13 protein-coding genes and 1 pseudogene are annotated in these 19,458 nt (G+C 72.6%); 10 read left to right on the top strand and 4 right to left on the bottom strand.

Going from position 1 to position 19,458, the window contains the following annotated elements:
• Positions 1-12: 12 nt before the first annotated feature.
• The 10 genes from ACWD3E_RS17250 (at position 13) to ACWD3E_RS17205 (ending at position 13,583) form a co-directional block, all read left to right on the top strand.
• The gene (locus tag ACWD3E_RS17250) at positions 13-1,704 is read left to right on the top strand and encodes a S1 family peptidase (RefSeq protein WP_451388372.1); all 1,692 of its coding nucleotides are present in this window, start codon (positions 13-15) and stop codon (positions 1,702-1,704) included.
• Positions 1,701-3,959, top strand: coding sequence for a tetratricopeptide repeat protein (locus tag ACWD3E_RS17245; RefSeq protein ID WP_451388371.1), 2,259 nt, complete (start codon positions 1,701-1,703; stop codon positions 3,957-3,959). The genes ACWD3E_RS17250 and ACWD3E_RS17245 overlap by 4 nt, the downstream gene beginning before the upstream one ends.
• Before the next feature lie 56 nt (positions 3,960-4,015).
• Positions 4,016-5,542, top strand: coding sequence for a VWA domain-containing protein (locus ACWD3E_RS17240; RefSeq protein ID WP_451388370.1), 1,527 nt, complete (start codon positions 4,016-4,018; stop codon positions 5,540-5,542).
• Positions 5,539-6,564 carry a hypothetical protein gene (locus tag ACWD3E_RS17235; RefSeq protein ID WP_451388369.1) on the top strand — a complete coding sequence of 342 codons (1,026 nt, stop codon included), beginning with the start codon at positions 5,539-5,541 and terminating at the stop codon, positions 6,562-6,564. The genes ACWD3E_RS17240 and ACWD3E_RS17235 overlap by 4 nt, the downstream gene beginning before the upstream one ends.
• Entirely contained in the window at positions 6,561-7,886 is a 1,326-nt protein-coding gene (locus ACWD3E_RS17230) for an extracellular solute-binding protein (RefSeq protein ID WP_451388368.1), read from the top strand. Before ACWD3E_RS17235 ends, ACWD3E_RS17230 begins: the two co-directional genes overlap by 4 nt.
• Positions 7,887-7,969: 83 nt before the next feature.
• Complete coding sequence (locus tag ACWD3E_RS17225; protein ID WP_451388367.1) at positions 7,970-8,677, top strand: Crp/Fnr family transcriptional regulator; 708 nt, start codon at positions 7,970-7,972, stop codon at positions 8,675-8,677.
• A gap of 99 nt (positions 8,678-8,776) precedes the next feature.
• Positions 8,777-9,592, top strand: coding sequence for a hypothetical protein (locus ACWD3E_RS17220; RefSeq protein WP_451388366.1), 816 nt, complete (start codon positions 8,777-8,779; stop codon positions 9,590-9,592).
• Positions 9,589-11,925: a hypothetical protein gene (locus tag ACWD3E_RS17215; protein WP_451388365.1), complete on the top strand. Its 2,337-nt coding sequence runs from the start codon at positions 9,589-9,591 to the stop codon at positions 11,923-11,925. Before ACWD3E_RS17220 ends, ACWD3E_RS17215 begins: the two co-directional genes overlap by 4 nt.
• A gap of 1 nt (position 11,926) precedes the next feature.
• Positions 11,927-13,042, top strand: coding sequence for a hypothetical protein (locus ACWD3E_RS17210; RefSeq protein WP_451388364.1), 1,116 nt, complete (start codon positions 11,927-11,929; stop codon positions 13,040-13,042).
• A gap of 73 nt (positions 13,043-13,115) precedes the next feature.
• On the top strand, positions 13,116-13,583 hold the full coding sequence (locus ACWD3E_RS17205; protein WP_451388363.1) for a Pycsar system effector family protein: 468 nt from the start codon (positions 13,116-13,118) through the stop codon (positions 13,581-13,583).
• A gap of 91 nt (positions 13,584-13,674) precedes the next feature.
• On the opposite strand, the pseudogene ACWD3E_RS17200 reads toward ACWD3E_RS17205, so the two are convergent.
• From ACWD3E_RS17200 to ACWD3E_RS17185, 4 genes and pseudogenes are all read right to left on the bottom strand, one after another.
• Positions 13,675-13,911 (bottom strand): annotated as a pseudogene (locus ACWD3E_RS17200) (sugar ABC transporter substrate-binding protein); the annotation flags it as partial.
• 239 nt (positions 13,912-14,150) lie between these two features.
• A complete protein-coding gene (locus ACWD3E_RS17195; RefSeq protein ID WP_451388362.1) occupies positions 14,151-16,613 on the bottom strand; it encodes an RICIN domain-containing protein in 2,463 nt (820 codons plus the stop codon).
• Between the two features lie 92 nt (positions 16,614-16,705).
• On the bottom strand, positions 16,706-18,610 hold the full coding sequence (locus ACWD3E_RS17190; RefSeq protein WP_451388361.1) for a DUF5107 domain-containing protein: 1,905 nt from the start codon (positions 18,608-18,610) through the stop codon (positions 16,706-16,708).
• A complete protein-coding gene (locus tag ACWD3E_RS17185; RefSeq protein WP_451388360.1) occupies positions 18,607-19,452 on the bottom strand; it encodes a carbohydrate ABC transporter permease in 846 nt (281 codons plus the stop codon). Before ACWD3E_RS17185 ends, ACWD3E_RS17190 begins: the two co-directional genes overlap by 4 nt.
• Between the last annotated feature and the right edge of the window lie 6 nt (positions 19,453-19,458).

Raw genomic sequence — 19,458 nt, 5'->3', positions numbered from 1 at the left:
GCCTCGGGTGCCATGACGCGCACGGGGGAGCGAGCCGTCACGACGCGGTTACGCACGCCGCCCTGGATCGCCCGCATCGAAGAACCGGACGGGCGGGTCCTCGGCGCCGGGGTCCTGCTCGCCCCCGACCGGGTGCTCACCGCGGCCCATGTCGTCAGCCCCGGCCGGCCCTACGTCGTCCACTTCGTCGGCATCCCCGGCGTCCCCGGAGTCGCCGCCAGCGCCACCGCGGACGAGCACGTGCCGCAGCGGGTGGACGAGTTCGGCGACCACATCGGCGACGTCGCCCTGCTGCGCCTGGCCGAACCGATGTCCGCCCGGCACACCACCCGGCTCAGCCGGCTGGCCACCCCCTACGGGCCCGTGAGCATGTACGGCTTCCCGTCCGGCAGCGACGGGGGCCGCTGGCACGGTGCCACCCTGGTCGCCCCCCGCGGCCGGGACAGCCAGGTGCAGCTGCGGGCGCCGACCCACGGCGAACTGGCTGCCCCCGGCTTCAGCGGCGGGGCGGTGGTCGACCACGGCACCGACAAGGTCATCGGCATCGTCCTCAGCGTGGACGAGGGACCGGAGTCGGTGTTCAGCTACATGAGCCCCACCGAGACCATCCTCAGCCATCTGCGGCAGGTCGCCGACTGGACCGACGGCGCCGAGGCCGTCTCCGCGAGCCTGCGCACCGGCGCGACCGGCACCACCGGTGAACTCGACGTGCCGTTCGCCACCGAACTCGCCTCCTGGTTCCGTGGCGAGGGCTGGCCGGTGCTCGTCACCGTCGTCCCCGCCCGCGGCAACCGCGCCTGGACCCTGAAACGCGCGATCACACTGGCCGACCGTGAGTTACGGACCCAGGAGAACACCAGCGCCTTCGGCCACGACCCGCCCGAGACCGTACCCCCGGCAGGCGGCCACGACCTCGCCCTGGACGTCAAGGATCTGACGGTCCATCACTTCCTCGACCGGATCGCCGAGCGGCTGGGTATCCGCGACGACCCGCGCCCCGAACGGCTCGGTGCCCTGCGGGGATCGCTCGCCGCCGTCCTCGTCGGCGTCGACCAGGCCGCCGACCCCGACGCCCTGCTCGGCCTGCTGGACCGGTTCGCCCGGCAGGGCGCTCGCCTGCTGCTCGTCTTCCGTCGCCCGGGCGGGCATGCCGACCAGGCCGCCGCGGCCCTCGTGGACCGTCCGCTGCGCGACCGCTGGGACCGGATCGACGCCGAACTCGACTGCATCATCGACGAGTTGGGCCCCGCGCTCGACGCACGCCGGGACCGCGTGCTGCCCGCCCCCGGTACCGCGCAGCTGCTGGAACGGGCCGCGGCAGGCGTCCGGCGCACCCGGATGCTGCGCGCCTGGACCGCCCACAGCTCCGAACAGGACCGCGAACCTCGCCGCGCCGACCTGCTGTTCACCTTCGAAGACGCCGCCGAACGCCGCCGCCGGCGCCTGGAACAGGCGATCGCCGCCCTCGACGCCCGGCTGCACCGGCGCGACGAACTCCTCGGCCGCGTCAGGGCCGCATGGCCGCTGTACAAGGAACGCGCCGCCGGACGGGACGACGACCTCATGGAGGCGTACGAGTACTACGAATTCGCCCTGTCCCTGCTGGGCCAGGCCCCCTGCGACGTCGACGAGGCCGAGGCGGCGGCCGGGCGGTTCATCGCCTACTGCTCCGGCATCGCACCGGGCGAGGAGGACACCCCATGACATCGTGCGTCCGGCCCGGCTGCGCGGGCCACATCATGGGCACCGGCTACTGCGACACCTGCGGGCACCGCCAGCCCGACCCGCACACCGTGCCGCCCCCGCCGCCCGTCACCGCCACCGCCACCGCCACCGAGGAGTCTCCCGGCCCGGCGCCCGTCCACGTCGTCGCGGGCGTCGGCGAACTCGACCAGCACGGACTGGTCGTACTGCCCGACGTCCCCGTCCCCGCCCCCGAGGATGTGCTGGTCGAGGACCCCCAGCCGCCCGAGAACGGCCGCCGCTGCGGCGCCGACGGCTGCGACGAGATCGTCGGCAAGGGCTACGGCGGCCAGCCCGACCGCGCCACCGGCCGCTGCCGCCGCTGCGGCACCCCCTACTCCTTCCTGCCCCAGCTGAAGCAGGGCGACGTCGTCGAGGACCACTACCGGGTCCTGGGCTGCTTCGCACACGGCGGCCTCGGCTGGATCTACCTCGCCGAGGACACCCGTGCCGACGGCCACCACGTCGTCCTCAAGGGCCTCATCAACGCCAACGACGCGCTCGCCCGCCGCAACGCCGTCGAGGAACGCCGCTCCCTCACCGACCTGCACCACCCCGACATCGTCCGCATCATCACCTCCGTCGAGCACCAGGCCCCCGGCCGGCCGCCCACGGGCTACCTGGTCATGGACTACATCGGCGGCCGGACCCTGCAGAAGCTCTTCGGCGCCGACGACGTCGAACGGATCTTCCACGGCCGCCCCCGCCTCGACCACGTCCTCAGCTACGGCTGCAAGATCCTCGGCGCTCTCGAGTACATGCACGAACGCGGACTGCTCTACTGCGACATGTCGCCCGCCAACGTCATCCACTTCGGCCGGGCCGTCAAGGTCATCGACCTCGGCGCGGTCCGTACGATCGGCGACCGCACCTCCACCTATGTGTACACGAGCGCCTACGCCCCGCCGAAGGAGGAGATCGAGAGCCGCGGCTGGCATGTCGACAGCGACCTGTACACCGTCGGCATGACCCTCTCGGCCCTGGCCCACGGCACCGAACCCGCCCGCGGCCTCGCCTCCGACTCCTTCCACCGGCTGATCGCCCGCGCCACCCACGCCGAACCCCGCGCCCGGTTCCGGTCAGCCGCCGAGATGTCCCGCCAACTCTGGGAAGTCCTCAGGGAGTTCCGTTCCCTCCAGTTCGGCGAGCAGTTGCCCGAGGCCTCCGCCCGGTTCCGTGCCACCGAGGCCAGCCTCGACGCCGGACTCGGCGCGATCCCCGCCCTCGCCCACTGGACCGCCCGCCCGGCCGGCCGGCCCGCCGCGCTGGACGTCTCCCCGCCCGCCGCCGCCGAGGTCGCCGGCGCCCTCCCCGAACCCCGGCCCGACCCGGTCGACGGCGCCGCCCTGCTGCTCGGCACCTTCCCGCCCGACGCCCCCGACCGGGTCGCCCTGCAATGGCGGCGCGAGTCCCGCCTCGGCACCCCCGAGACCGCGCTGTGGCTGTGCCGCACCTATCTCCGCCACGGCGAGCAGGACGAGGCCGAGCGCTGGCTCGCCGAGGCCGAGACCCAGCTCGGGGAGCGGGCCGCCGCCCACGACTGGCGGATCGCCTGGCACCGCGGCGTTCTGCACCTGAGCAAGGACGAGGTGCGCCAGGAGGAGGCCGGCGGCTGCTTCGACGCCGTCTACCGCGCGCTGCCCGGCGAGTACGTGCCCAAGCTGGCCCTCGGCTACTGCGCCGAACGCGACAGCAGGAAGCGGACGTCCGCGTCGATGCTCTTCTACGAGGCCGTGTGGAACCGGAGCTTCGCCCACACCGCCGCCGCCTTCGGGCTGGCCCGCGGCCACCTCGCCGGCCACGACCGGGACGCCGCCGTACGCGTCCTCGACGACGTCCCCGCCACCTCCCGGCACTATGACGCCGCCCGGATCGCGGCCGTCCGGATCCGCGCCGGCCACCTGGACGGCCGCCCGCCCTCGGTGACGGACCTGCGGGACGCGGCCCGACGGCTGACCGAACTCGACCTGGACGACGGCGAGTCACAGGCCCGGCTGGTCGCCGAGATCCGCGAGAACGCCCTGCACAGCCGTCCGGAAGCGGGCTGGGGACCGGAGTTGCCGCGCGGGGACCTGCTGGGCGACGGCACCGAGAACAGGCTGCGCACCCTGCTGGAGCACTCCTTCCGGCAGCTGGCGGCGCAGGCCCGCACCGCGGGCGACCACGGCCGGTTGCTCGACCTGGCGCACGCCGTCCGCCCCATGAGCAAGATCTGACCCAGCGAACCGAGGGAAGCCGAGCCGATGACGAGCCGTGCGAGGGAGCCGCAGTGATGGACCGACCGATCGAGGTGACCCTCGCGGTCGGCCAGCAGAAGGAGCTGCCCGCCCTGCCGACCGCGGCCGGACAGCCCCGCGACCGCGAGATGCACGCCATCCTGGAGATCGGCGTCAGAGGCGGGGAGAGCGGCATCAGCGGTGGCGGCGCGGAGACCGCCGCCGCACCCGCGAGCGGGGCCGGGCCCGCCCTCGCCGAGGTGCTGATCGTCGACACCTCGCGCTCGATGCTCCACCCCGCGGCGAAACTGCACGCCGCCAAGGACGCCACCGTCGCGGCCGTCCGGCTGCTGCCCGAGGGCACCGCCTTCGCCGTGCTCTCCGGACGGTTCGACGCCACCGTCGTCCACCCCGGACCCGGCGGCGCGGAGATGGCCGTCGCCGGACCCGCCGAACGCGCCGCCGCCGAGCGGGCCGTACGGATCCTGGACGCGGACGGCGGCACCGCCATCGGCACCTGGCTGGACCTGGCCCGGCGGCTGCTGAGCGAGCAGTCCGCCCCCATCAAACACGTCCTGCTGCTCACCGACGGGCGCAACGAGCACGACCACCGGGCCGACATGACCCTGGACCGCGCCCTCGACGCGTGCGAGGACCGGTTCGTCTGCGACGCCTGGGGCATCGGCGACGACTGGGACGCCGAACTGCTCAAACGCATCGCCCGGCGGCTGCACGGCCGGGCCGGCGCGGTCCGAGAGGAATCCGAACTGACCGCAGCCTACGAGGAGTTGGTGCACGGAATGGTCGGCACCACCATCCCCGAACTGCGCATCCGGCTCACCCCCACACCCGGCACGGTGATCCGCCGGATGAAGCAGGTGGTGCCGATGGAGCACGACCTGCTCGCCACCACCGCGGCCGACGGCGGGCGCGGCACGGAGTACGTCACCCGCGCCTGGAGCGAGGAGGTACGGCAGTACCAGGTGATCCTCGCCGCCGACCCGCCCGGCCGCCCGATCGGCGAGGACCTCCAGCTCGCCGCCGTGGAGGTCGTCGTACCCGACTTCCAGCGGCCGGTACGGCTGCCCGCCCCGAAGCCCGTCCTGGTGCGCTGGACCGCCAACCCGCTCGACGCCTCCCGGCAGCATCCCGGGGTCCGCAGGCACGAGCAGTACCAGCAGGCGAGCGCCGCCGTGGCGCGGGCGTACCGGGCCTGGCTGCGCACGGAGGGCCCGGCGGCCGACCGGGAGCTGGCGCGGGCGCTGGCGCTCGCCGCCGAACTCGGCGACGCCCACCTGCTGGACGCGCTGCGCCGGGTCGAGGACGGGCCGGGCAGCGGTCGGATCCGGGCCGGCCTCAAGGACGTCGACTGGCAGCACCTCATCCTGTCCAGCGCCATGACCACCCCGCACCAGCCGGCCGCTGCCAGGCCGGCGCCGGTTGCACCGCCCGGCGCCGGCGACCCCGGCCCGGCCGCGGCGGGCGACCTCATCGAGTGCCCGGACTGCGAGTGGCTCGGCCCCGCGGACTCCGTGTACTGCGGGGGCGACTGCGGACGGCTGCTGAGGGAGCCGTCCTCATGAGCGTCCGGACGCACGTCGAGACGGACATCCCTGCGGCCGGCCGCCGCGCACGAGCCGCGTGGCCGCGGCTCCTCGGCCGCCTGCCGGGCGTACGGCGGCACCCGCCCGAGGAGGGCAGCACCACCGCGCACGACCTCGCCGTACGGCACCGGCTGCTGCTCGCCCTGTCCGCCCTGCTGACCCTGTCGCTGCTTCTCTCCTACGACGGCGTGCACGGCGATGCCCGCCCGCTGCGGACCTCCAGCGCGCCGGCCGTACTCGCCCTCGACACCGCACGGTTCGCGCTCGCCGAGGCCGGGAGGGAAGCCGGGGCGACGGCGTCGACCCGCGAGTTCCGCAAGCAGATCGCGGTCGCGCACCAGAGCCTCGCCGCCGCGGCGGCGGACGGCGCCGGCGGAGCGCCGGGCCGGCAGGCCGTGCAGACGATCACCGGGCTGATCACCGTCTACACCGGCATGGTCCAACAGGCCCAACTGCACGCCGAGGACAGCGTATTGCAGAAGGCGTACCTCAGTTACGCGAGCAGCGTCCTCGGGGCACCCGACTCCGGGATCCAGACCCGCTTGACGGAGCTGCGGTCCAAGCAGCGGGCCGCGGTGCGACGCCAGACCTCGTTCGGCCCGCTGCTGTGGCTCGGCTGGAGCGTGACCGCGCTGCTGGTCCTCACCCTCGCCGCGGCCCTGGCTGAGACCCAGCTCTTCCTGCGCCGCCGCTTCCGGCGCAGGTACAACATCCCCATCCTGTCCGCCGGGCTCCTGCTGACGGTCGGATGCACGATCCTGGTGGCGTTCACGGTCTGGACCCACCAGGGGATGGCGCACACGCGCAGCGCGCTCGACCAGCCGCTGACCAGGCAGCAGGACATTCGCACAGCGGGGCGCCATACCGCCTCGTACCTGGCGGACACCGGCTTCCACGCGGCGGCCACGGTGTGGATCGTGATAGGAGGGCTCCTGCTCATGGCGCTGGCCCGGACGGGACTGTGGAAGCACATCAACGACTACCGGTTCAGGCCCCGGTGAGCGCCCGGCGCAGCGGCCCTGAGCCGGCCGCCCCGACCTTCTGGCGCCGCCACGCGCGCACCCTCACCGTGCTGGGGATCTGCCTGGCCGTGCTGGCGACGGCCGTCGCGCTCGGCGTACGCGCCCTCCGGCAGGAGCCGACCGTCACCCTGCTGGCCAACTGGGAGGGGACCGAGGAGGGGAACTTCAAGGAAGCGGTCATCAAACCCTTCGAGCGCAAGTACCACATCCACGTCGACTACCAGGGCAGCTCCGCCGAGAGCGAGGTCCTCAGCGCCGACGTGGAGGCGGGCACCCCGCCCGACATCGTGGTGCTGACCGGCCCCGGCGAACTGGCCGCCTACGCCGGGCAGAAGGACCAGAAGGTACTGCAGCCTCTCGAAGGCCTCGTCCCGCGCCACGAGTTCAGCGCGTCCTGGGCCACGCAGTTGAACGGGCACCTGTACTGGTTCCCACTCAAGGCCGACCTGAAGAGCATCGTCTGGTACCCGGGGGACATGAGCGAACAGCAGCGCCGAACGGACGCGAAGCAGCCCGGCAAGTGGTGCCTCGGCATGGGATCCGGCGCCACCAGCGGCTGGCCCGGCACCGACTGGATCGAGGACATCGTCCTCCAGCAGAACGGCCCGGACTTCTATGAGCGGTGGGCGAGCGGGGAACAGAACATCTGGCAGTCGACGCCGATGAAACTGGCCTGGAGGACCTGGGGGAAGACGGTCGACGCGGGCGGAGAGAACGTCCTGCCGATCCTGAAGACCAGCTACAAGAGTCCGTTCCCACCCGGGTGCACGCTGGAGCACCAGGCGTCGTACGTCCGTCACCAGCCGCGCTGGCAGCAGGTCGACGGCCGGTACGAGCCCTCGTCCCGGCTGATCCACGGCGCCACCGCCGACAACGCCTGGGAGGTCGGCGGCGACCTTGTCGCCCTGCTCAACGCCACCCCGCAGGCCAAGAAGCTGATCCGCTACCTCGCCTCCGCCGACGCCCAACGGGCCTGGAACGCCAGGGAGACCGGGTTCTCCGTCGCGGCCTCGGCCCAGCCCAGGCGCAGCACCGGCACCACCACGGGAAAGACCGCGCCGGAGTCCGCCTGGCACCGCTCCCTGTCCGCCACCCTCCTCGACAAACAGGCCGTCCACTGCTTCGACGCCTCGGACGCCATGCCACCCAAAGTCCGCGACGCCTTCACGGAGGCGGTCCTCGACTTCCTCGCGCACCCCGGACACCTGGACGCCCTGCTGAAGAACCTGGACTCCCTGAGCCAGGCCAAGGACCTGACCTGGCTCCAGTCGGTGTGCAACCGCGTGCCCACTTCAGGCTAGCCAGGCCCAACTCCGTTAAATTCTCGCGAGGTTGGCGATCGTGCGATGGCATTCCAGGTCGGCGTTGGTCAGGAGCGGTCACGTTGAGTCTCATGGAAGAGGAACAGCCCCTCCTCGATGCCTTACGGCCTCAGGACCGGGCGGCCCTGCTGGCGCTGGGTGTCCCGCGTCGCTACGGCGCCGGCGAGGCGCTCCTCTCCGAGCGGTCCACCACCTCGTACGTGGTCGCGATCCTGAGCGGCTGGGCCGTGGTCTTCGTGGAGACCGAGCGCGGGGGCCGGGTCATCCTTGCGTTGCGCGGCACCGGTGAACTGGTCGGCGAGCAGTCGGCGATGGACCGTCGGCCGCGTAGCGCCACGGTGACCGCGCTGGGCGAGGTGGACGCCGTGGTGATTCCCGGCGACCGGTTCCGCGGCTTCCTCGCAGGCAACCCCGCGGTCGGTGCCCTGGTGCTCCGGCAGCTCAGTTCCCGGCTGCGCAGTGCCGACGGCGAACGCCGCTCGCTCGCCTCGGAGAATGTGCTCCAACGGCTGTCGACGCGGCTGCTCGAACTCACCGACCGGGCCGGGCGCCCCAACCCCGATGGCAGCGTCACCATCGACCTGCCGCTGCCTCAGCACGATCTCGCGGCCTCCGTCGGCTCCACCCGCGAGGCGGTTGCCAAGGCGCTGCGCGTCCTGCGGGAGCGCGGCATTGTGCGCACCGCCACCCGGAACCTGGTCGTCACCGACGTCGAACCGCTGCGGCTGCTCGCCGGGGACGGCGTCCCGCCGGCGGGCCCCGCCGTGTGACCGGCCCACGCCCTGCCGAGGCTTGTGTAAACGGCTACATACAGCGCGGGCGGCCGAGGTCATTCTGTCCGTGGCGGAACGTTGTCGAGGGGGAGCGAAGTGAACGGTCACGAGGCGGTCCACCGGCTGGTGCTGAGCGTCGATCTCAAGGGGTCCGGGCGCTTGGGACAGCAGGCCAGGCTCCGGGCGCGCCGGGGAATGTACGAGGCATTCGAGGCCGCCTTCGACGCGGTCGGGGTGAGCGGCGACCTGCTGCACCTGGAGGATCGCGGCGACGGGGTGCTGGCCGCGCCGGCGCCCCAGGTGCCGCCGGCTCTCCTGGTCGGGGTCTGGCTCGAGGAGGTCTACCAGGGGCTGCGTCAGCACAACGCGGCACAGCGCGACCCGCTGCGGCTGCGGATCGCGATGCACAGCGGTCCCGTCAGCCACGACGGCCGGGGGCTGGTGGGCCGGGCGGTGGACCTGACCTGCCGGCTGTGCGACAGCGAACCAGCCCGCGCGGTCCTGGAGGCCGACGACGCCATCGACCTGGTCCTCGTGGTCTCCGACAGCCTCTACCACTCGGTCGTCGCCGAGGGCGGCCGTTTCGTGGAGCCCGAGCACTACTGGCCGTACCGGGTGCGGATCAAGGAGACCGACGAGACCGCATGGTTCCACGTGCCGCGCCGCACCCGGCCGCCGCTGCCCGCGCCCGAGCGGGGCGAGACGCCGCCACGCCCCGGCCCGCGCGAGGGCCCGGCCGAGGCGCGGCGGCCCGGCCCGGACCTCCCTCCGCGGTGGCCGACGAAGTACTCGATCCACGTCGGCGAAGGAGGAACCAATCAGATCGTGGACGGATCAGAGGTGCACGGCGACATCAACGGCGTGCGCGTGACACGGGTGCACGACGGTGTGGACGGGGGTGAGCCGGCGTGAGCGGCGACGGCGGCGGCAAGGGCACCACGGGCGGCGGCGGTGACGGCGGGGGCAAGGGCGCAGGCGGCAAGGCCGGCGGCGGCCCGCCCGGCCGCGGGGACGGCCATGCAAGGAGCGGCCCGCTCGGCGACCAGGGGGCGGTCGGCGCCTTCGACGCCGTACAGCAGACGCTCGCCAACTTCGACGTGTACGGGCGCAACGCCATCGTCGACGGCAGCCGCGGCGATGTGAACCTGGGCGACCACCATCACCACTACGGCACCGGGGCCGACGTCCCCCGCCTGGTGTCCGGGGCCGTGCCCCGGGACGAGCTGCGGCGGCTGCGCCTGGTCTTCGAGGAGCCGCCCGACCATGCGGAACTGCTCGAACTCCTCGGGCAGCAGCGCCTGATCGCGCTGTGCGGCGACCCGGGAACCGGGCGCGCGTACGCGGCGCTGTCCCTGCTCGACGCGGTCACCCACGGCCGCGTCGAGCGGATGGACCCGCGCACCGAACTGGACCGGATCACCGAGACCGACCTGGAGGCGGAGCACGGCTACCACGTGGCGATCAGCGGCGACGAGTTGTTCGCCGACGACCACCACCCCAAGGACGACAGCCGCGATCAGGAGCGCCGGCGTGGCACCGAGCGCCCCGCCGAGCTGCACCTGGACCGGCTCAGCGACCTGCTCAAGCGGCGCGACGCCTACGCCGTACTCGTCGTCGACGCGGGCAGTTTCGCCGACGAGCTGCTGCGCGGACGCTACGGCCGGCTGTTCCGGCCGCCGTCCGCCGACGGCATGCTGCGCAAGCATCTGGTGTCCCTGCTGGGGCATGCCGACGAGGAGGGACTGGAGCGGGCGCTGGCCCTGTCCCGGCGGCAGGACGTGGTGGACGTGACGGGTCTGGACCGGCTGCGCCCGCACGAGGTCGAGACGCTGGCCCGGCTGCTGGTCGCGCACCTGCGCGGCGAGACCGGGGAGGACGAACTCCTCGCCGCCCTGCGCGCCTTCTGCCCGCAGCAGGCGCAGATGTGGTTCGCCGCCACCGGACGGACCGCCCCGCGCAACCGTGACGCCGTGGCGGCGGCGACCCGGCAGGCGGCCTTCCGTACCGCACTGGCCGTCTACAACGGCTCCCCCTACAGCGTGGCCGCCGAGGCGGCGGAGCAGCTGGCCTGGGAGTTCGCGCTCACCCTGGACCCCGAGGGCCGGCCGGGACGCGCCGTCTTCCACGACCACCGCCAGTCCCGGCTGGCGGCCGCACGAGCCGAGATCTTCACCGGCACGGTCCACTACGACGGTCGCGAGATCGAGACCCGCAAGGTGCGGCTGCAGGGACGCGCCCTTTCTTGGGCCGTGCTGTCCCACGTCTGGAACGAGTACCACAACGCGCGCGGCCCGCTGTGCCGTTGGCTGCGCACCCAGTGCGACGACTCCCGTCCGATGGTGTGGATCCCGGCCGCGCTCACGGCCGGCACCCTGTGCACCCTCGACTACCCGGACGTCCTCCACCAGGTGCTGGTCCCGATGGCGTCGGGCGACTCTCTCCTCCAGCGCATCGCGGCCGCCACGGCACTCGCCCGGGCAGCGGCTCTCGACGACGCGGTCCGGCGCGTCGTGCGGGAGGAGGTACGCGCCTGGGCGCGGCAGGACGACATGGCGCTGCTCCACACGGCGGCCTTCGTCCACGGGTACGGCACGGTGGAGCCCTCGGTCTCCGCCTCCCTCGACGAACTGGGTCGGCTGGTCAACCGGGAGGACTGGGACCTGCTGGTGAACTCCTCGCACAGCGTGGCGCGGCTGTTGGCCGGGACCGAGCCGGACACGGTGCTGCGGCGCTTGGGCGCCTGGCTGGGCGACCGCCGGCAAAGCCGCCGCAACCTGGCCCTGTACACCGTGGACCGGCTGGTCTGGCAGCGCACCTCGGGCCTGTGGGGGCTGGGGAGCGTCCCCGAGCTGGAGAGCCACCTCGACTGGCCGCTGATCGCCGCCCTGCTCGCGGCACGGATCAACGACGTCCGCATGCTGGCCGACCTGGTGTGGTGCGGGCTGGACACCGCGCGCTGGCGTGCCGATCTCGAGTGGTCCCTCGCCGAATGGATGCGTCGGGCGGACGACGACGCCGAACTGCTGGACACCCTGTGCCACTTCCTGCCCCGGCTGGTGAGCAGCACCGGGGAAGCGGAGCGGCTGCTGAACGTCGTGCGCCGTATGGAGCGCGACCCCGACGAGTCCCTGACGCAGGCGACCGTACGGCGGTTGCGCGCGGCGATACCCGGGCAGCCGCCCGGCCCTACGACGGTGATCGGGCAGCCGGATCCGTCCGGCCGCAGCGCAGAGAAGACGGAGTGAGATGAACGCCCAGAACCCCATGCACGTCGCCCCTGCGGCCCCGACGGCTTTACCCCAGGCCGCCGTTGCGGCACCCCCCGTCGCCGCCACCGCGGCACGGCCTGCCGTACCGGTCGGGGTCCCGGCGCCGCCCGCCTGGACACCGCGGCCGACGACGCCTGCCGGAGAACTCCCCGCCGCGGCACAGGAACTGCCCGGTCCGTTCCTGCGCGAGTACCGGCCGGCCTGGCCGTACCGGCACCGCAGCGCCCAGGTCGTGGCCGTCCTCTACTACCGCAACCGTCCGCCCCGGGCGGTGGGCCCCGAGGGCGAGGAGGGCTTCCTGCTGCGCTGGCTCACCCGCCCCTACACCGCCTTCGAGCTGCAACTGGGCTGGCATACCGTGTCGTTCAAGGCCCAGTTGCCGGCGGCCGAGGCCGGTCGGTCCTTCCCCGCCGAGGTGCGGGTCCGCTGGCAGGTGGCCGACCCCTGCCTGGTGGCGAGAAGCCAGGTCTCCGACGTCGCCGCGCTGCTCCTGCCGGAACTGGAGCAGCGGCTGCGCGACGTCTCCCGCACGTTCTCCATCCGCCACGCCGAGAAGGTCCGCGACGCCGTGCACGAGGCGCTGAGCGGGCAGCGGCTCGGCGGGCGGTTCGGTCTGGAGCTGGACGCGTTCGTCACGATCTCCTCGGACAAGCTCATCCAGGACCACGGCGAGAGCCTGGGCCGGGACGAGAGCAAGAGGGAACTCATCGACCGCTGGTCCCGCGATTTCCAGCGCGCGCTGGAGGCCGGCGACGACGCCATGATGGCGCGCATGATCGCCGCCGACCCGAAGGACCAGCAGGCGATCCGCCAGATGTTCCGCAAGGAGCAGCGGGAGGAGCGCCAGGACGTGATGGAGGTAATGTCCCGGCTGATCGACGGCGGGCTGCTGGAACGCTGGGAACTCGGCGAACAAGCCATGGTGGTCGTGGAGTTCCTGCGCCAGAACGCGCGCAGGGTGGCCTCCGGCCCGCTGCCCCTGACAGAGAGCACGCAGCCCCGGCGCACTGTCTTCTGGGAGGAGGACGGCGGGTCCGGCAGCGGCTCGGGCGATCAGGAGGACGAGGGCCAGGGCGATGGCAGCCGGGGGTAGTCCGCTGCACCGGCGGTCCGGCGGTTTTGGCGCGACACGGGCACCGCTGTCCGAGCCGGGCCCCCATCTTGTCGTGGAACGGCTGCTCGGCACGGTCCGCGAGGAGATCGCGCGGGCCGACACGAAGGCCTCGATCCTGCTGTCGGGCGCCGTCGCCCTGCCCGCGCTCGTCGGGGCGGCCGGCCATGGGCGGCTGGTCTCAGGCCCGGTCGGCACGGCCGGCGCCGCGGTGTGGCTGGCCGGGATCGCGATGCTGATCCTGGTGATCCTGCCGCGCACCGGCATGCCCCGACACCCGAGGCTCGGCGGCGCCCGGCCCGCCGCCGGGGCCGCCCCGTCGGTGACCGCGCTCGACGGCACCGTGGACCCCGACCAGCTGACGGCGTCGGTCCTCGCCGCGGGCCGCGACCCCGGCCGCTGGATGCTGGAGCAGTCCCGCACTCTCGGGCTCATCCTCGCCGCCAAGTACCGCTGGATGCGCTGGGCGGTGGCGTGCCTGGCGGCGGGCGGCGCGGCAGTCCTGGTGGCGGCACTGCGCTGAAGGAGAAGAGGCACGCCCGGTCAGAGCCATTCAGATGCCCGTGTACGGCGAGAGACGGAGGCTGGTCGGTGCTCCGCCCCACCCGTGTTCGCTACTTGTTGACGGTGAATCCCTGGTCGTTGCCGTACTTGACGCTCGCCTGCTGCCAGGCGTTCAGGCCGGCGGAGAGCTTGGTCGAGGAGACGTACGCCTTGCCCACGGTGTCGTTGAAGACCGAGTTCGCGTACACCTGGTAGGGCAGGTAGGACCAGTCGGCGCCGACGTTTTGGGCGGACTCGGCGAAGATGCGGTTCGCCTTCTGGCCGCCGAAGTACGGGAACGGGGTGTCGACCGAAGACCGCGACGAACGGGTCGGCGAAGCCCCAGCCCACGAGGGCCTCCTTGCGTAGCCGGAGGCGGCGTCGTGGGCGGGGCGGTGGTGCTGCCGTAGGGCGCGTCGACAGGAGCGTCAGGAGTGGCGCCGCCGCTCTGCGAGACCCGGCCGCCGGTGTCGCTGACAGCGCCGGGTCCCCGGGGGAGCGTCCCCGGGGACCCGGTGTCAGGATCGCACTCCCGTGCGGAGTCGGTTCAGTTGATCGACCACTGCTGCAGCGGCGAGTCGGTGTCCGGCTGCTGCGTCACGAGGGCGCCGTCGGACGTCGAGGCGGTGGTGAGCACAAGCCCGCTCTTGGCCGAGGTGACGGTGTAGGAGCCGTTGGCCAGCTCCTTGACGTTCCACCGCTGGTTGGCGGCGCCGCCGCACGGCCACTGGATCACCTCGGCGCCCGCGGCGGTGGACCCGCCGCTGACGTCGGCGCACATGCCCGAGGTGCCGTTGACGAGTTCGTAGGAGCCGTCGGACTGCCGGACGAACCGCCACGTCTGGTTGCTGCCGCCGCTGGCGGTCCAGGTGATCAGCTGGTTCCCGGCGTCGGTGCTGCCGCCCGCGTCGTCGAGCGCCTTGCCACCGGTGACCAGCACGTGATTCCCGCTGAAGTCGCGGCTGACCGACCAGGTGAGGGCGACCGAGCTGCCGGCGGTGCCGGACGAGGCGGTGACGGTGACCTCGGAGGTTCCGGGGGCGGTCGGGGTTCCGGAGATCAGGCCCGAGGAACTGATCGACAGGCCCGCGGGCAGGCCGCTCGCCGAGAAGGACAGCGGCTTGCCGGCGTTGTCGGTGGCGGTCAGCTGCAGGGAGACCTTCGTCCCTGCCGCGCCGGTCTGGTCACCGGGGTTGTTGAGGACGACCGTCTCGGGAGCGGTGCCGGTCGGCGTGAAGGTCAGGGTCTGCTCGGCGGCGCTGCGTCCCTTGCCGACCGCGCTTTCGCTGGTGTCGGTCCAGGTGCGGCCGGGCGTGGTCTCGGCCCGCCGGCCGGAGTGGGCGGACATGCCGATCACCAGGCCGCTGTAGCGGTTGACCAGCCGGAAGGTGCCCGGCTTCGAGGTGCTGGGGAGTATCCACCACTGCTGTCCGACGGTCGCGCCGCCCCTGCCGGCCGCGGTGACGGTGGGACGGGTGCCCCAGGCGCGGTCGGCGGTGGTGGTCGAGTCGACGCCCAGCAGACGGCCGGTGGAGGAGTTGACGACCTGGTAGGAGCCGTCACCGTTGGCCAGGAACATCCACGACGCCAGGGCGGAGCGGGTGGCGGGGTTCAGCGAGGTGGTCGACGAACTGCCGGAGACCTGGGACAGGACCCTGCCGTTCCTGCTGCGGATCTCGTAGGTCTTGGAGACGTCGACCGGCGCGGCGGGGGAGTCCGAGTCCACGGTGATGTCGGCGTACTCGCCGTCGGAGGACGCGCACGCGATCGAACAGTAGGACCGGAAGGTCTTCCCGACGATCGTGGAGTCGGTGCGGTTCACGTTGTCCAGGAACCAGCGGTACCAGGAGCCCGAGGTGTAGCTGCCGCTGTCGCCGATCAGGGTCCACTTCTGGGTGGCGAGGTCGTCGGTGACGTAGAAACGCTGTGGCGCGGTGCCGGAGACCACCTCGGGTTCGCCGATGTACAGGCCCAGGTGGGCGTCGTAGGCGATGTTCATGATGAACAGGTCGGACTTCGCGGAGAGTTGGCCTGCGGCCACCTGCTGGTCCACGGTCCCGGTGTTGGCCGGGTCGTAGTCGTCGGCGATCGGTGTGTAGCCGTTCGGGTTGCTCGCGGTGGCCGGCACCATGTTGCTCTCCAGGCCCCCGACGCCGGGCTGCGACCAGGCGCCGTCGTACCACTTCTGCCAGGACCCGGTCGCCATCTTGGCGGAGATCGGAGCACGCGCGACGTGCGCCAGACCGCCGTTGCTGCCGCCCACTCCACGCTTGGGGATGATCCGGGAGCCGTAGTAGACGTAGAAGTAGCCCGAGGCGGTGTCGACGAAGAGCCGCTGGTCGCCGTCGCCGTAGTCATAGGTCTGGTTGGGGAACGCGGTGCTGTCGCCGCGGGCGGTGCTGTACGGCGAGGTGAGCGCGTGGCCCTTGATGGTCCAGGTGTGGCCCTGGTCGGTGGAGACCGCGTAGTCGATGGCGTCGTAGTGCAGTCCGTCACCGAAGGGCCGCGGGGTGAACTCGTTGTGCACCAGGCCGTACCAGTCGCCGGTGTCGGGGTCGACCCAGGTGCCGACGAGATCGCAGTAGTTCTTCTGGGAGTAGCCGGAGCCGGCGGGGGCGGGGGTGGCCTCCACGCCGGTGGGGCCGTTGTTGCAGCGCCAGGTGGTGTCGTTGTTGCGGTCGGCGTTGTTCGCCGGGTTCACGGCGTCGCTGATCGGCGCCTTGACGGCGGAGTCGAAGTCCTTGCCGGTGTAGAACTCCCACTCCCGGGGATCGTTCGCGCCGTACAGGGCGGCGGACTGCTGGAAGTAGAACGTCCCGTCCTTGTCGATGTACGAGGCGGCCGGGGTGTCGGTGGGGTACGCGTAGGATCCGGTCGAGCCGACGGTGACCGTGTAGGCCGTGCCGGAGGAAGCGGCCGACGCGGGTGCGGACACCAGCGCGGTACCGCCGGCGGCGGTGAGGACGGCGGCGAGAAAGGCGCCGACGGCTCTTCTTCGAGGAGCTGACACTAGTACTCCTTGTGGGGTGGTGAGGTGCGCATCCCACGCACCTCCTGATGTACGCCACGGCCCCCTGCGTCGGGGGAGCAGGGGGCCGAGTCTCAGCCTTCCGACATTCGGAAGTCGTATGCCGGTGGTACGGGTTGCCCCGGATGAACGGCGAGCCAGAGCGTGTCCAGTGAGACCTCGCCCTCGCGCATGTTGTCGACGCGGATCCCCTCGGCCAGCAGGCGCCGTACCCGGTCGTCGTCACCGCAGGCGTGCGCGGCGTTCGCCTCGGCCAGCCGGATCCGGCCGTGGTCGCGGACCCCCTCGGGCAGCGCCTCGATGACGGCGAGGGCCGCCTTCGGGCGATCGGCCCGCAGCAGCGCGTCGAGTGCCTCGACGGTCAGCTCCCGCAGACCAGGGCGCAGCCGGTGCGCCTCGGCCAGGAGATCCGCGGCCTCCTGCGGCGAGCCGGCGAGGAAGGCCAGCGCCCTGAGCGTCCACGGTGACCTCTGCCCGGCGAGCGAGCGCTGCCACGCCTCCCGCGCGGCCTCCGGCTCCCCGTCGGCCAGGCGGATCAGGCCGAGGTGGTACAGGGCGTGCCAGTCGGTCGCGCTCTCCTCCAGCAGCGTGCGCCAGTGCGCTCCGGTGACCGGGGCGGCCGGCGGATCGCTGACCGGGAGGGTGCCGGTCGCCAGCAACCGCCGCCAGGGCTCCTGTTCGGTGCCCGGCGCACCGAACGGCAGCAGGGGCGAGGCGGGAAACCTGCCCGCCTCGATCTCCAGGGCGGCCCAGCCGGAGCCCTCCGCCAGCACCTCCTCGGGTTCGCCGAACGCGTCGGCCTCGGCCAGGGCGCTCTCCAGCCGCGTGGCCGGGACCAGCAGGTCCAGGGCGTCGGAGGCGGCCGAGCGGGCCTTGTCCCAACTCCCGTGGACGGCCCGGGGATCGGCCTCCAGCAGGCCGTAGGCCTCGACCCACGACCAGGAGGCGCCGGCGGGCATCGGAAGGTGTTCCAGCTGGGTGCGGGCGAGCCCCGCCTGGATCTCCAGGTAGGCGCAGTCCGGGCCGGACAGCCACTCCTGCCAGTGCTTGCCGCCGGTGGCCGTGCCCCAGCAGAAGAGCTTGCGCCCGCGCAGCCGGCCGGTGGAGGTCTGGACCAGGCCCGCCCCCGTCTCGTCCAGCGCGGCGATCCAGCGGCGCTCGCCGGCCGGGATGTCGAGGAAGTAGTCGGCGGCGCCCGCGGCCCGGCCCGGGTAGCTGCGGTCGTCGGCGCCGGGGTGCGGGAACTCCACCCGCTTCAGGTCGCTGACGTAGTCGCAGTGGAAGGCGTGGTCGGCCGGTGCGAGCACACGCACGTCCGCACGCTCCGGCACGGCGATGTTCGACCACCAGTAGACCGGGGTCTCCTGCGCCGCCGGGTTGTGGATGCTGACGTGGACGTACAGGACCGGTGAGCCGGCGGGCAGCCAGGTGTCCATCCGCAGGACCAGGCCGCGCAAGCGCTCGAAGGCGAACATCCGCAGCACCGGGGTGTCGTCCGGCGCACTGACCTTCACGGCGTGCAGCGGCTCGCAGGTCAGCGGCCAGTGACCGGTCGTGCCGAGGTTCCACTCCACGCCGCCGGCCAGCCAGGCGTCACGCAGCGCGAGGTTGGCCGGTTGCAGGACCGGGTTGCGGTGCAGCAGTTCCCGGCCGGTCGGGCGGTGGACCAGGGACCAGAGCCGGCCGCCGTAGCCGGGGAGGAACGTGGCGGTGAGGACGTCGTTCTCCAGCACCACGGTGGCAAGTTCACGCTCCGTGCGGGTGCGGTCGTAGCTGTCCTGCCGGGTGTAGGGCAGCAGCGAGTGCGGCGCTCCGTACGCGAGGTTCCGGCGCATCTCGGCATCGATCCCGGCGCCCTCGGCGGTGTACGACGAGATGCCGTGCAGGATCGGGAGCGTGCCGACCGGGTCGGCGGCGCCCTCGACCCGCAGGACGTCCGTACGCAGCGTCGAAGCCGGCTGCCGGTTTCCACGGGTCATTTGCCGATCCCCACGGTCATGCCCTGGATGATCCGCGTCCCCATCCAGGAGAACAGCGCGATCATCGGGGCGAGGATGATGCAGACTCCGGCGAACATCGTTCCGTAGTCCATTCCGTTGATCTGCGCGGCGGCGACGAACTCCGCCAGCGCCACCGGCAGGGTGATCTGGTCCTGGCTGTGTGTCAGGACCAGGGCGAACAGCGTCTCGTTCCAGGCGCTGATGAACTGCAGCAGGAACGCGGTGATCAGCCCGCCGCGGGCGACCGGGAGCACGACCTGCACGAAGCTGCGGACCGGTCCGGCGCCGTCCAGCGCCGCGGCCTCCTCCAGCACCGCCGGGATCCCGCTGAAGAATCCCGTCAGCATGAAGACGGTGAAAGGCATGGCCAGCCCGATGTAGACCAGGATCAGGCCGAGTTGACTGTCTATCAGATTCGCGTGGGCCAGGCCGACGAACAGCGGCACCACCAGCACCTGACCGGGGACGCCGAGCCCCATGGCGAAGGTCATCGTCAGCGCGGAGGAGACCCGCGAGCGGCGGCGCGCCAGCACGTAGGCACAGGGTGCCGCGATGGCGACGGCCAGGAGGGAGGAGACCACCGCGACGATGGCGCTGTTGAGCGCCGCACGAGCGAACCCGCCCTCCTGGAACGCCCTGGTGTAGTTGGCGAAGTGCGGCGGGGTGGGAAGGCCGACGGGGTGCCGCAGGATGTCCGAACTGCCGCGCAGCGATGTCAGGGCGATCCAGAGGATCAGCAGGAGGTTCGCGGCCACCACGCACCAGACGACCGCCATCGCGATCCGTCTCGCCGGGCCGGCCGACCCGCGTGGGGTTTGCATGTGCTG

It is taken from the genome of Streptomyces sp. NPDC002676 (assembly GCF_053592455.1).
This window is presented reverse-complemented; position numbering and strand designations above follow the sequence as displayed.

Bases quoted from the DNA above. Each gene is read 5' to 3' on its own strand.
- ACWD3E_RS17250 (WP_451388372.1), top strand. From the start codon at position 13: ATGACGCGCACGGGGGAGCGAGCCGTCACGACGCGGTTACGCACGCCG.
- ACWD3E_RS17245 (WP_451388371.1), top strand. From the start codon at position 1,701: ATGACATCGTGCGTCCGGCCCGGCTGCGCGGGCCACATCATGGGCACC.
- ACWD3E_RS17240 (WP_451388370.1), top strand. From the start codon at position 4,016: ATGGACCGACCGATCGAGGTGACCCTCGCGGTCGGCCAGCAGAAGGAG.
- ACWD3E_RS17235 (WP_451388369.1), top strand. From the start codon at position 5,539: ATGAGCGTCCGGACGCACGTCGAGACGGACATCCCTGCGGCCGGCCGC.
- ACWD3E_RS17210 (WP_451388364.1), top strand. From the start codon at position 11,927: ATGAACGCCCAGAACCCCATGCACGTCGCCCCTGCGGCCCCGACGGCT.
- ACWD3E_RS17190 (WP_451388361.1), bottom strand. From the start codon at position 18,610: ATGACCCGTGGAAACCGGCAGCCGGCTTCGACGCTGCGTACGGACGTC.
- ACWD3E_RS17185 (WP_451388360.1), bottom strand. From the start codon at position 19,452: ATGCAAACCCCACGCGGGTCGGCCGGCCCGGCGAGACGGATCGCGATG.